Consider the following 12,476-nt stretch of genomic DNA (forward strand, 5'->3'; position numbering starts at 1 on the left):
AATGATGACTGGCTCCGGCGGGCTCCGGCCGCACCGACCGCCTAAAAACGGCCCGCTATTCTTCTCCGGTCCGGCTAAAAATTCAACTGGCAAATGGCAGGATAATCAGGCGCTCTGACCGAGTCTGTTTCTGCCCACCCCCAATCCCTGCAATGACCTCAGATCATGACCGGTCGGCGTCTGGTGCAGGCGCAGATAAAACTCCCCTATCACCGCAAACAGATGATCGAAGATGTCGGCCTGGATCCCCTCATATTCGGCCCATGCCGTGGTCGAGGTGAAGCAGTAGATCTCGAGCGGCACCCCATCGGGAGTGGGTGCCAACTGACGCACCATCAACGTCATGTCCTTGCGGATGGAGGCGTGAGCCTGGAGATAAGCCTGCAAATAGGCGCGGAAGGTGCCCAGATTGGTCAGATGACGGCCATTGATCGGGGTAGCCAGTTCGCCGGCCAGTTGCTGGTTGTAGCGGGACAGCTCCTGCTCCTTGTGGCTGAGATAGGGGGCAAGCAACTTGGCATGACTGAGTTTGAGCAACTCGTCGTGCTCGAGGAAACGCACGCTGGTGATGTCGATATTGACGCAGCGTTTGATGCGACGTCCGCCAGCTTCCGTCATCCCTTGCCAGTTTTTGAACGAGTCGGAGATGAGCGCATAGGTCGGGATCGTGGTGATGGTTTTGTCCCAGTTGGAGACCTTGACCGTGGTGAGCCCGATGTCGATCACCTCGCCATCGGCGCCGTATTTGTCCATCTGCAGCCAATCGCCGACATTGAGCATGCTGTTGGCCGACAGCTGGATCCCGGCCACCAGGCCGAGGATGGGGTCCTTGAACACCAGCATCAGCACGGCGGTCATGGCGCCCAGGCCACTGAACAAGATAACCGGCGATTTCCCCATCAGCAGGGCCAGCATCACTATGCCGACCAGGATGCTGCCCATCAGCTTGACCCCCTGGAAGATGCCGCGCAGGGGCAGCGTCTTGCCGACCGGGGCGCGGCGGCTGATAAACAAAATGCAGTCGAGCACCGAGAAGCTGCCTAGCAACAGGAATAACAGGATCCAGATCTGGGCGATCGTCTCCATCAGGTGCAGGCTCTCGATATAACCCGCCAGCCAGATCTCGGCCTGGGCCAGCAGCACGGCGCCCTGCAAGGCAAACGCGAAGCGATCGAACATCTTCTGCTGCAACTGGGGCGGCAGCCAGACTTGCAGCCAGCGGCCGAGCTGCTTGGTCAGGACCACCAGCACATAACGGTGCAACACCAGGTGCAACAGCAGAGAGGTCAGCAGAATAAAACCAACCGTCAGCGCCAGTGCCATGGGCCCGGTGGTCGTGATGCCTTGTGAGTTTAACCAGGCAAATAGTGACTCTCTCATGCCTTCATATCCTCTCTATGCTGCGGGGAGGGTTGCTGTGAATCGGTCAGACTACGGATCTGGCGACATATGTCAAATCGGCTGACAAATTAAACAGCAACGCCGGCTCATGGCCGGCGTTGCTGTCGAAAAGAGAGAGTCTCAGCCAACCAGCGCCAGGGCGTCACGGGCAATGACCAGCTCTTCATTGGTAGGCATCACCAGCGCCAGACGGCTGCCTTCGGCCGTGATGGGACCCTCGCCACCGAGCACGGCGGCATTGTTCGCTTCTTTATCTACCTTGAAGCCGAACAGGGCCAGACGGTCCAGCACCATCTCGCGCACCATGGCAGCGTTCTCGCCGATACCACCGGTGAACACCAGGGCATCGAGACGACCGTCCATGGCGGCGGCATAGGCGCCGACATACTTGGCCACCCGGTAGGTGAACACATCCAGCGCCCGCTTGGCGCCGGCATCGGTGGCATAGTTGCTGGTGACATAGCGGCAGTCGCTGCTCGCTTCGGTCAGGCCCAGCAGACCGGACTCTCTCGTCAAGACGTGGTTGATCTCGTCCACGCTGTAACCGAGCTGATCGTGCATGAAGAAGACCACCGCGGGATCGATGTCACCACTGCGGGTCCCCATCGCCAGCCCTTCCAGCGGCGTCAGCCCCATGGAGGTATCAACCGACTCACCGTTGCGTACCGCACAGACGGAGGCGCCGTTACCGAGGTGGCAGTTGATGATGTTGAGCTCGGACAGCGGCTTGCCCAGTGCCTGGGCACTCTCTTCGGCGATGAAGCGGTGAGAGGTGCCGTGGGCGCCGTAGCGGCGGATGCCGTGCTCGCGATAGAGGTGATGGGGCAGCGCGTAGAGGTAGGCCTCTTGCGGCAGCGTCTGGTGGAAGGCGGTGTCGAACACTGCCACGTTCTTCTCGGCCAGCGCCGGGAACACCTTCAATGCGGCGCGAATGCCGATGAGGTGGGCCGGGTTGTGCAGGGGCGCGAACGGAATGGCGGCTTCGATACCGGCGATGACGGCATCATCGATGCGCACCGAGCGGGAGAACTGCTCGCCACCGTGCACGATGCGATGGCCGATGGCCACCAACTGCTCGGCCAGAGAGGGATCCTGGGGCAGGATCTGGCCCACTATGTGGTCGAGGGCCGCCTGGTGAGCGGCACCCGCCCCCAGCATGGCTTCACCCTTGACTCCGTGGAGTTTCCATTTGATACGGGCATCATCCAGATTGAAGCATTCGGCCAGGCCGGACAGCATGTCCTCGCCTGTTGTGGCATCCATGACGGCAAATTTCAGGGAAGAGCTACCGCAGTTAAGGATCAGTACCAACTTGCTCATCGTCTACATCTTCCTGTGAGCCGGCGTTACGCCGACAGTGTCGTGTCATCCGCGAGGGATGGGATTTCCCCTGCCGGGGGCTTATGGCCGCAGGAAAGTGCGCCCAATTTTTCAATGCAGTGAGTGCCTGGCGCACTCATCGACTCTTCAAGGGGGACAAGCCACCGTTCTTCGGAACCGGCCTCGTCGTGGGCGGGAGCCTGGCCCCCGCACTGCTGACTAGCACGCTGTCAGCAGATCCTTGTGAACCTTGACCACCAACTTTTTCACCTTGGCGGGGGTGGTCAGGGTACAGAGAGGGCGATGCAGTTCTCCCGGCCAGAAGATGGCAAAGTCGCCGGGCTGCAACGCCAGATAACTGGTCTGTTCGTCATCGACGAACCAGAGATCGGGATGGGGGTGATCGGCGCCGTCATTGACGTAGGCATGAGGCCCGACGCCGATCCACTCCTCACCACGCAGCAGCAGCTGGATATCCAGATACTGTTCATGAAACTCACCTCGGCGCGCGGCGACGGGCTCCGTCAGCTCCTCGCTCACCAGGCAAAACAGCCGCAATCCATCGATTTCGGTCTTGCCAAGGGGCGCATTCAGCCAGTGCGCGACCTCTTTCACCACCTCGGCCATGATGCGGGCCAGCGGGGTGGGCAAGGGGGTGCGTTGTAAGGTTTCCAGACTGCCGGTGATCATGAGATGCGCATCCTTAGGTGTATTCGCCGTCTATCTTTGCCTGCCAATGAAAAAGGACCCGTTAAAGGTCCTTGTCTAGCGCCGTCTGCCATCCATGCAGACCGAGAGGAGTCAGGGTCATCCGGTTGGCGCCGAACCACTGTTGCACAGTCGCCCGTGACTTGCCAAGGGATACCCGCTCACTCACCCGATGATCGTACCAGCTGAAACAATATTATTCACTACTCGATTGCCAGCAACTTTGACCAGGCGCAAAAACGGGAGCCTAAGCTCCCGTTTTTTTAGTGTGCCGCCTGATTCATTGCACCTTGCTGGCATTCTCAACCGGCTTGGCGTACATGGCGCGCCAGATGGCCTTGTGCTCCTCGGGCACCTCGGACTGGCGGGTCAAGAATGCCGCCTGCTCCAGGGTGTTGGCCTTGTTGGGCACATCTGCCGCCAGGTAATTGCCGGGGAAGAGGCGATAGTTGCCCCAGATAGCCTTGTCGATCAGCGCCGCCAGCTGATCCGGGTCCTCGAAGCCCTCGGTGATGGGCGCACCAAAGGCGACATGGACCCGCCCCTTCTGGCCGACGATACCGGCCACTATGCTCTCGATATCCTCAAACTCGCCCTTTTCGTAGCTGCCGTTGACGGACTTCTCGTAGAGCTCGCGCGCCTTGGCCTTGTCGGTGGGATCCAGCTCGTAGCTGATGCTGACCGGCACTATGTTGAGGCTGCGCATGTAGTCGGCGAACGGGATCTTCTGCTTCTTGCCATCGACGTAGAACATCTTGAGGATGGCCGGATCCGTCTTGTCATCCCCATTCTTGGCGCGCCCTTCCCGCTGGGCTATCCAGATGGAGTGCCCCTCGTGCACCGACTGACCGATGTAGGCCGACAGCTCGCCCAGCACCTTCATCATCTCTCGCGGCCCCTTGGCGGAGCGCTTGACGATGAAGCTCTTGTTGAGCTTCATCAGCTCGGTGGCGCAGGGTTTGCGCAGCAGGTTGTCACCGATGGCGATGCGCACCGTCTCGAAGCCATGGGTATGCAGCCCCCAGTTGACGAAGGCGGGATCCATGGCGATGTCCCTGTGGTTGGAGACAAACAGATAGCCCTGCCCCTGCTTGAGGTGCTCGATGCCAGAGAAGGTCACCCCCTTGGTGGAGCTGCCTATCATGCGGTTCATGTAGCGAGTCACCCCCATCTGCACCTGGTGCACTGTGGTGACATGGCGCCACTTGCTGCGCAGGAAGTAACGGATCAGCGGGCGCAGCGCCCAGCCGAACCAGTTCATCAGCGCGCCGAAACGGTACTTGGCAATGGCACCGATAAACTCATCGTCCTGGATGAGACGCTCAATGGCCGCGGGAACTTCGTCATCATGATAGGGGCGAATGTCTGCGAATCTGTCTACTTCTGTCACCGGTTCCGCCTTACTTGAGAGGGAGGCTGGCCAAAGAGTCGGCCAAAATTCAGGGCGCAATTTTACACACTTTTACCCCGAGGACTATGCCACAAAGAGTGATATGCGATCTGACCGGCATCAAGACAAGGGCAAGGAGGCTAACAAGAGAGTCAATTGATAACAGTTTTCATCGAAATGTCGGTGGGCAGCCAACCCACCGCCGCCAGCGTCAGGAGGATGAGTCCAGCGCCCAGGCCACCGCGGCCTCGGCGTGAAGAGCCGCCGTGTCGTAGAGCGGCACTCTGGTGTGCTCCGGGCCGACCAGCAGGGCTATCTCGGTACAACCCAGGATCACCGCCTCGGCCCCCGCCGCCGCCAGCTCCCCGATGATGGCCAGATAGTCAGCCCTGGATGCCTCTTTTATTTCACCCAGACAGAGCTCCTCATAGATGATGCGGTGCACCCTCGCCTGGGCCGCCACCGTTGGCACCAGCACCTTGAGTCCAAACTTGTCCCGAAGGCGCCCCTTGTAGAAATCCTGCTCCATGGTGAAGCGGGTGCCAAGCAGTCCCACTGTGCCGATGCCATCTTCAATCAGCCGCAGGGCGGTGGCATCGGCGATATGCAGCAGAGGGATATCCACGGAGGCTGCTATCTCGTCGGCCACCTTGTGCATGGTATTGGTGGCGATCAGCAGGCAGTCGGCCCCGCCCGCTTGCAGACTCTGGGCCGCCTTGCCGAGCAGCCGGGCGGTGGCGGGCCAGTCTCCGGCGTGCTGCAACCGCTCTATCTCGGCAAAGTCGACGCTGTTGAGCAGCACCCGCGCCGAATGCAGGCCCCCGAGCCGCCCCCTGACGCCGCGATTGAGCGCCTGATAATAGCTGAGGCTCGACTCCCAGCTCATGCCCCCTAACACACCTATGCATTTCATTCGCTCGCCTCTCCTCTCGCGCCGCCTCGCCCTCTGGGTTGCGGTGCGTTATACGGACAAAAAAGGCCCCGCAGGGCCAGCAACAAAACAGATTGCTTTCAGAGCCTAGATCCAGATCATCAGCACGCAGGCGGCGGTCGCCAGCCCCATGCCGAGGTTAAAACGACGCCAGCCGCGGGCCGTGTGAATGAAGCGGCGCACCTGGGCACCAAACAGTACCCAAAATGCTCCTGTGTAGAGACCGGTCAGGAAGAAGATGCCCAGTACCCAGAACGCCGAGGGCCAGTAGGCCTCCCCCGCCAGGGTGAAGCCGCTGATGGCGGAGAGCGCCATCATCCAGGCCTTGGGATTGAGCAGTTGCAACAGGGCGCCCTGATGGGCCGGGATCAGCGGCCGGTTCCCCTCGGCGGGGCCATTGGCCGTCGCCACCTTGTAGGCCAGCCACAACAGATAGAGGGAGCCAGCTACCTTGAGCGCCTCGTGAAGCAGCGGCACCCGCTCAAATAACACCCCCAGGCCAAGGGCTGTGGCCAGGATCATCAGATTGATGCCCCCCACCACCCCCACCAGCAGTGGCACGCTGCGGCCAAATCCCTGAGCGGCCCCGGCACTGGTGAGCAGCATGTTATTGGGACCCGGCGTACCACAAGTGATCAATGCAAAACCCGCCAGGGGCAACAACCAGTTCAGATCCATCTCAACCTCTTTTGATACCAACAACCCGATATGGGGCAAGCCTTCTAATATGCAGAGCCTCTGCCCTGACGACAAGGCTGGCAATGCATTTCTTTGCATGCTTGATCAGGCAGCCATCAATACCAGAGCATCACCACGCACAGGGCGGTGAGCGCCCCCAGGCTGCCATTGAGGCGGCGCCAGCCTCGGTCCGAGTTGATCCAGCGACTGAGCTGATGACCGAACAGCACCCAGGCAAAGCAGACCGGCAGCCCCGCCATGGGGAAGACGGACATGATGCCCCACAGGCTCGGCCAGTAGTCGCTACCCGGCAAGCTGAACAAGCTGATGGCGGAGATGCCCATCATCCAGGCCTTGGGGTTGAGGAACTGGAAGCCCAGCCCTTCCAGCAGGGTCAGCGGGCGGGCGCGCCTGGCCGGATCGCCGGGCGCACCGGCCACGGCGATACGCCAGGCCAGCCACAGCAGATAGAGGCTGCCCAGCACCTGCAGGCTCAGCTTGAGCAGGGGCCAGCGCTCGAACAGCGGGTAGAAGCCTAGCGCCAGCACCAGCTGCAATACCGGCTGGCCGACCACCACACCGAACAGGTGCGGCAGGGTGCGGCGTACCCCGAAGTTGGCGCCGGATGCCGTCAACATCAAGTTGTTGGGCCCCGGGGTGCCGCAGGTGAGCAGGGCAAAGCCAAACAGGGTGGCATACCATTCAATGGTCATGAGGTGACTCCTTTCTTGTCACATTGTATCGGTACAATGTGTGCTTCTGGGTTGTGAACAGGCTGAATATCACGCTATATTGACCATACAAATGGATCAATGGATTTATTGTCACCATGACAATCTGGACGCCCGAGCTCTCGACCTTCGAAGGCCCCCTCTACCTCAAGCTGGTCAAGGCCATAGAACAAGCCATCGGCAACGGTGAGCTGACTCCCCACACCCGGCTGCCCACCCACCGGGCGCTGGCCGACAGGCTGGGGGTCACCGTTGGCACCATCACCCGCGCCTATGGCGAAGCGGAGCGGCGTGGCCTGCTGGCGGCCAAGGTGGGACATGGCACCTGGGTCAAGGGCAACGATGCCGCCAGTGACTGGGTGATCCGCAACGAGGAGGAGGGGCGCATCGAGCTGTGGCAGAACCTGCCGGTCCAGCTCGATCGGGCCGCCATCTTCCGTCCCTTGATCGAGTCCCTGGCCGGGGGAGATCTCAATAGCCTGCTCGGCTATGACAAGGAGGCGGGGCGGGTGGATCAGCGCCAGCTGTTCGTCGACTGGCTGGGGGAACAGGGCATAGCGGGCAGCGAGGAGCGGCTGCTGTTCAGTCACGGCGCCCAGCACGGCATCATGCTGGCCCTGCTCGCCACCGGCTGTGTGGGTGAGACCATTTTATGCGAGGGGCTCAGCTACCCGGGTCTGCTCGGTAACGCGCGCCAGCTCAAGAGTCAGGTGGTGGGGCTCGCCATGGACGAAGAGGGACTGCTGCCCGAGGCGCTGGAGGCGGCCTGCCGCCAGCGTCGTGCCAAGCTGCTCTACCTGACCCCTACCCTGCAAAATCCCACCACGGCCATCATGAGCCTGGCCCGGCGCGAGGCCATCATCGCCCTCGCCCGCCGTCACGACCTGCTCATCATCGAGGATGACGTCAACGGCCTGCTGCCCGAGACACCGCTGACGCCCCTGGTCAACCTGGCGCCGGAGCGGGTCATCTACCTCGGCAGCCTGGCCAAGATTGCCTGCGGGGGGTTGCGGGTCGGCTTCCTGCTCGCACCACCCGCCCTGCGTGCCGCCTTCGCCCAGGCGATGCGGCTCTCGAGCTGGATGGTCAGCCCGCTGCTGATCGAACTGGCCTGCAAGCTGGTCAGCGAGCGCCAGGTGATGGCCCTCATCGCCCAGCAGCGCCGGGTACTGACCCGACGCGGCGAGCTGCTTCGCCACCTGCTGCCGGGCGCGCGCTGGCAGCCCGGCTCCATGCATGCCTGGCTCCCCCTGCCAGAACCCTGGCGCAGCCAGGAGTTTGCGCAGGCCGCCGACGCCCTCGATGTCGGGGTCGCGAGTGGTGAGCACTTTGCCGCCGGTCAGTTTGCGGCCCCCCAGGGGGTACGCCTGAGCCTGAGTCAGCCAGCGACCGATGCCAAGGTGGCAGAGGGACTGGATCGCCTCGCCGGGCTGCTGCGCGCTGCCCCCCCTGCAAACTCCTTGCTATAGTCAGTGGCCGTTCAACCCGCTGTGCACCCTGCCTTCCCGCAATCGCCCTCCGTGCGAGTCGATGGTGTTCAGCACGATGCGCTCGACGGAGAGCCCATGCATGTGACCCGCATTCCCCTCTTGCTCATCAGCCTGTTGCTGGCCGGTTGCGCGATGCCCGCCCGCCAACAACAGCTGGAGCAGGTCATCGGTGGCCTGGATAACGAACTGCAACGGCTGGAAGAGCAGCTCGCCGCCATGAACAGCCTCCATTATCAAAAAGCGATAGATGCACCGCTCACTCTGCGCCAGGCGCTGACGACCCAGACAGCGGGCCCCCAGGGCCTGATCCCGGTGCGGCAAACCCTGGTAGATGGCCCACGGCTGAGCTACGACTACCGCCTGCCCCACGGGGTGACGACCCTCCCCCTCGGCAATCCTTGCCTGGATTACGAATTTGAGCTGCGCCATCTGGGCCTGCTCGGCCAGCTCGTGCTGCGCTGGCAGGGAGCCAGCGGCCAGGGAGAGCGGCTCATCAACCAGCGTGACTGCCCCTTCTCGGTCAAGGGGCCCGGCCTGCAATAACGCCGGGGTCAGCGGCGGCATCTAGCCGCTCAGAGGATCAAAAAAGGGTTGGCCACCGGCCAACCCTTTTTCACCACGAGTGGCCCGTCCTAGAGCAGACCACGCAGCAAGATGCCGCCGATCAGCAGCGGCGCGACCAGCCGCCAGCACCAGAGCAACGCGAACCGCGCCAGCGGATGGGCGCCGTCGGGCAGCATCTTGTCCCCCAGTCGCCAGCCGAGCAGCAGGGTCAGCACCAGGCCAAACAGCGGCATCATCAGGTTGGAGGTGAGGTAGTCGAGCAGCTCGAACAACGTCTTGCCAAACAGGGTCGCCTCGGACCAGATCCCGAAGGAGAGGCTGACCGGCACCCCGGTCGCCATGATCATCAGGGTCAGCACCAGGCAGGCGCTGCGCCGCGACCAGCCCCACTCCTCGCAGGTGAACCGCACCAGATGCTCCAGCATGGAGATGGAGGAGGAGAGCGCCGCTACCAGCAGCAGCAGGAAGAAGACCAGGGCCAGGCCCTGGCCAAAGGGCAGCTGGTTGAACACCGCAGGCATGGTCATAAAGGTGAGGCCCGGGCCCGCGCTCGGATCGATGCCGGTCGACGCCAGTGCCGGGAATATCATCAGACCGGCCAGCACCGAGATCAGGCTGGCCAGGGTGACCACCCAGACCCCGGAGCGCAGCACGCCCTGACTGTTGGGCAAATAGGCACCATAAGTGGTATGCACGCCGAGTCCGATAGAGAGGGAGAAGAACGCCAGCCCCAGGGCGTCGAGCACGCTCTCGCCGCTCAGCTTGCTGAAGTCCGGCAGCAGCAGCTGGCGCACCCCGGCCATGGAGCCGGGCAGAGAGAGGCCGACCACCACCAGCAGCAACATCATGATGAACAGCGCCGGCATCATCCAGCGCAGCGCCCGCTCGACCCCTTTCTGGATACCGCCCTGCACGAACCACCAGGTGAGACCCGCAAACACCAAGTGGGTCAGCGCCGGCCACCAGGGATTGCTGACATAACCGTTGAACAGAGCCGTCAGCGCCTCGCCCTCGCTCAGGTTGAGGCGGCCCATGGCCGCCAGCCCCACATAACCGACCGTCCAGCCCCCCACCACGCTGTAGAAGCTGTAGATGCAAAAGCCGCACAAGATGCCCATGTAGCCCATCCAGCGCCAGTTAGGCCCGACCAGCTTCTTGAAGGCGCCGAGCACCCCACGCTGGCTCTGGCTGCCGAGCAGGGTCTCCCCCACCAGCACGGCCACCCCCAGGGTGAAACTGAACAGCAGAAACAGCAGCAGGAAGGCGCCACCGCCATTGGTGGCGGTCACATACGGAAACTTCCAGATAGCGCCGAGACCTATCGCCGTACCGGCGGCGGCCAGCACATGACCGAGACGAGAAGACCACTGCACCTGGCTCATACCAACTCCCTTGAGGACAACATGATTGACTCCATGATGGACAAATAACAAAAAGGGCCGCCCTGAGGCGACCCTTGCAATGAAATCCGGTTAACTGATGTCTGCAAGCTCACCCCTTTAGTCGGCGCGACTAAATCGACCAAACCGAACCAGACGAAGTGACATGGGATAGAGACCATCGAGAAAACGAGGCGACAGCCTAAACCATGGCAAGGCAAGTTGACAGATCCAGTCAGTGTTTTTGCACTGAATTAGTTGAAAATTATACTTTCATCCATTTTAGCAGTATTTGATCGAGTCGTGCTACCCAAAACCAGCCGTTCCTCTGGCGACCCCTTAACCAGGCCATTGGCGCCCAGCCGCGTCGACTGGCTCAACCCGCTCTTGACGCGCCACCTCACACCAGACCGCGGATCAGGATGCCGCCGATCAGCAAAGGGGCGAGCCAGCGCCAGCAGCCGAGCAGCAAGCGTTGCCAGGAGAGCGTCAGCCCCCGGGGCAGGATTTGCCGCCCCAGTTTCCAGCCAAGCAGCAGGGTCAACCCCAGGCCAAACAGCGGCATCAGCACGTTGGAGGTGACAAAATCGAGCAACTCGAAGATGTTGCGGCCAAAGAGGGTGATCTGGGACCAGGGGCCGAAGGAGAGGCTGACCGGTATGCCACCCACCATCACCAGGGCGACTATCAGGGTGCAGCTGGCGCGGCGGCTCCAGCCCCAGCTCTCGCTGACAAAGCATTGCAGGTGCTCAAGCAGCGAGATGGCCGAAGAGAGCGCCGCCACCACCAGCAAGGCGAAGAAGACGGTCGCCAGCCCCTGGCCGAAGGGCAGCTGCTGGAACACCGCAGGCATGGTCATGAAGGTGAGACCCGGCCCCGCCGCAGGATCGATGCCAGTCGCCGCCAGCACCGGGAAGATCATCAAGCCGGCCAGCACGGCAATCAGGCTCGCCAGCAGCACCACCCAGAGGCTGGAGCGCCCCACCCCTTCACTGTCGGGCAGATAGGCGCCATAGGTGGTGTGAATGCCAAGGCCGATGGAGAGGGAGAAGAAGGCCAGACCCAGGGCGTCGAGCACCCCGTTCATGCCGAGCTTGCTAAAATCCGGCAGCAGGAAGTGGCGTACCCCATCCATGGCGCCGGGCAGGGTCAGCCCCACCACGGCGAGCAGCATCATCATCAGCAACAGGCTCGGCATCATCCAGCGCAAGGTTCGCTCCACCCCTTTTTGCACCCCGCCCTGCACGCAGCACCAGGTGAGCGCGGCAAACAGCAAGTGAGTCAGCAGTGGCCAGACGGGATCCCCCACATAGTCATTGAAGCGGGCGGTCAGCGCGGCGCCATCCCCACTGTTGAGGCTGCCGGCCAGTGCCATGCCGGTGTAACCCAGGGTCCAGCCTCCCACCACGCTGTAGAAGCAGAAGATGAGCAGGCTGCAGAGCAGGCCCATGACCCCGAGCCAGCGCCAGCGCTTGCCGAGCAGGCTGGCCAAGGCACCCACCACACCGCGCCGACTCCGGCTGCCGAGCAGGGTCTCCCCCATCAGCACGGCCACCCCCAGGGTGAAGCTGAACAGCAGGAACACCAGCAGGAAGGCGCCACCGCCGTTGGCCGCTGTGACATAGGGAAACTTCCAGATGGCGCCGAGGCCCACCGCCGAACCTGCGGCGGCGAGAATGTAACCCAGCCGGGATGACCATTGGGACTGCTGCATATGAACTCCGGGGTCGAGGCCAGGGCCCACAGGGCCGCTGGCGAAAAGCGGCGGCCAGAGTAAGGGAGGGGCTGCGCAATCACAATCAACAAAAACGGGTATAAATTCGATTTATTGGCACACTTCACCAATAAAATTCAGATTTAATTGCTTTGCTGCTAACAAACAAA

General features: G+C 62.1%; 11 protein-coding genes. 2 read left to right on the top strand and 9 right to left on the bottom strand.

The genetic code is table 11. The features are described from left to right. Positions 1 to 105 precede the first annotated feature (105 nt). From M2366_RS17470 to M2366_RS17500, 7 genes are all read right to left on the bottom strand, one after another. Positions 106 to 1,380, bottom strand: coding sequence for a mechanosensitive ion channel family protein (locus tag M2366_RS17470; RefSeq protein WP_259270282.1), 1,275 nt, complete (start codon positions 1,378 to 1,380; stop codon positions 106 to 108). Between the two features lie 141 nt (positions 1,381 to 1,521). Beyond that, the gene (locus M2366_RS17475) at positions 1,522 to 2,721 is read right to left on the bottom strand and encodes an acetate kinase (protein WP_259270283.1); all 1,200 of its coding nucleotides are present in this window, start codon (positions 2,719 to 2,721) and stop codon (positions 1,522 to 1,524) included. Positions 2,722 to 2,940: 219 nt separating this feature from the next. Beyond that, entirely contained in the window at positions 2,941 to 3,411 is a 471-nt protein-coding gene (locus M2366_RS17480) for a YhcH/YjgK/YiaL family protein (protein WP_042041140.1), read from the bottom strand. Positions 3,412 to 3,709: 298 nt separating this feature from the next. Then, a complete protein-coding gene (locus M2366_RS17485) occupies positions 3,710 to 4,819 on the bottom strand; it encodes a 1-acyl-sn-glycerol-3-phosphate acyltransferase (protein ID WP_042041141.1) in 1,110 nt (369 codons plus the stop codon). Between the two features lie 211 nt (positions 4,820 to 5,030). Further along, positions 5,031 to 5,732 (bottom strand): aspartate/glutamate racemase family protein, encoded by a 702-nt coding sequence (locus M2366_RS17490; RefSeq protein WP_259237540.1) that lies wholly within the window; start codon positions 5,730 to 5,732, stop codon positions 5,031 to 5,033. A gap of 105 nt (positions 5,733 to 5,837) precedes the next feature. Continuing rightward, on the bottom strand, positions 5,838 to 6,428 hold the full coding sequence (locus M2366_RS17495; RefSeq protein ID WP_259237538.1) for a LysE family translocator: 591 nt from the start codon (positions 6,426 to 6,428) through the stop codon (positions 5,838 to 5,840). A 116-nt stretch (positions 6,429 to 6,544) separates the two neighbouring features. Continuing rightward, positions 6,545 to 7,141 (bottom strand): LysE family translocator, encoded by a 597-nt coding sequence (locus M2366_RS17500; RefSeq protein ID WP_259270284.1) that lies wholly within the window; start codon positions 7,139 to 7,141, stop codon positions 6,545 to 6,547. A gap of 116 nt (positions 7,142 to 7,257) precedes the next feature. On the opposite strand from M2366_RS17500, the gene M2366_RS17505 reads away from it, so the two are divergent. Together M2366_RS17505 and M2366_RS17510 are read left to right on the top strand one after the other, a co-directional pair. After that, on the top strand, positions 7,258 to 8,628 hold the full coding sequence (locus M2366_RS17505; RefSeq protein WP_259270285.1) for a PLP-dependent aminotransferase family protein: 1,371 nt from the start codon (positions 7,258 to 7,260) through the stop codon (positions 8,626 to 8,628). Between the two features lie 96 nt (positions 8,629 to 8,724). After that, positions 8,725 to 9,192: a hypothetical protein gene (locus tag M2366_RS17510; RefSeq protein ID WP_224432068.1), complete on the top strand. Its 468-nt coding sequence runs from the start codon at positions 8,725 to 8,727 to the stop codon at positions 9,190 to 9,192. An 89-nt stretch (positions 9,193 to 9,281) separates the two neighbouring features. On the opposite strand, the gene M2366_RS17515 is transcribed toward M2366_RS17510, so the two are convergent. Continuing rightward, positions 9,282 to 10,595 (bottom strand): sodium-dependent transporter, encoded by a 1,314-nt coding sequence (locus M2366_RS17515; protein WP_042041149.1) that lies wholly within the window; start codon positions 10,593 to 10,595, stop codon positions 9,282 to 9,284. A 397-nt stretch (positions 10,596 to 10,992) separates the two neighbouring features. Beyond that, positions 10,993 to 12,306, bottom strand: coding sequence for a sodium-dependent transporter (locus M2366_RS17520; protein WP_224432067.1), 1,314 nt, complete (start codon positions 12,304 to 12,306; stop codon positions 10,993 to 10,995). Positions 12,307 to 12,476: the final 170 nt, after the last annotated feature.

This window comes from Aeromonas sp. BIGb0405 (assembly GCF_024807335.1).
Lineage (GTDB): Bacteria > Pseudomonadota > Gammaproteobacteria > Enterobacterales > Aeromonadaceae > Aeromonas > Aeromonas rivuli.

Coding starts and splice junctions, on each gene's coding strand:
- M2366_RS17470 (WP_259270282.1), bottom strand. CDS start 1,380: ATGAGAGAGTCACTATTTGCCTGGTTAAACTCACAAGGCATCACGACC.
- M2366_RS17475 (WP_259270283.1), bottom strand. CDS start 2,721: ATGAGCAAGTTGGTACTGATCCTTAACTGCGGTAGCTCTTCCCTGAAA.
- M2366_RS17480 (WP_042041140.1), bottom strand. CDS start 3,411: ATGATCACCGGCAGTCTGGAAACCTTACAACGCACCCCCTTGCCCACC.
- M2366_RS17490 (WP_259237540.1), bottom strand. CDS start 5,732: ATGAAATGCATAGGTGTGTTAGGGGGCATGAGCTGGGAGTCGAGCCTC.
- M2366_RS17495 (WP_259237538.1), bottom strand. CDS start 6,428: ATGGATCTGAACTGGTTGTTGCCCCTGGCGGGTTTTGCATTGATCACT.
- M2366_RS17500 (WP_259270284.1), bottom strand. CDS start 7,141: ATGACCATTGAATGGTATGCCACCCTGTTTGGCTTTGCCCTGCTCACC.
- M2366_RS17505 (WP_259270285.1), top strand. CDS start 7,258: ATGACAATCTGGACGCCCGAGCTCTCGACCTTCGAAGGCCCCCTCTAC.
- M2366_RS17510 (WP_224432068.1), top strand. CDS start 8,725: ATGCATGTGACCCGCATTCCCCTCTTGCTCATCAGCCTGTTGCTGGCC.
- M2366_RS17515 (WP_042041149.1), bottom strand. CDS start 10,595: ATGAGCCAGGTGCAGTGGTCTTCTCGTCTCGGTCATGTGCTGGCCGCC.
- M2366_RS17520 (WP_224432067.1), bottom strand. CDS start 12,306: ATGCAGCAGTCCCAATGGTCATCCCGGCTGGGTTACATTCTCGCCGCC.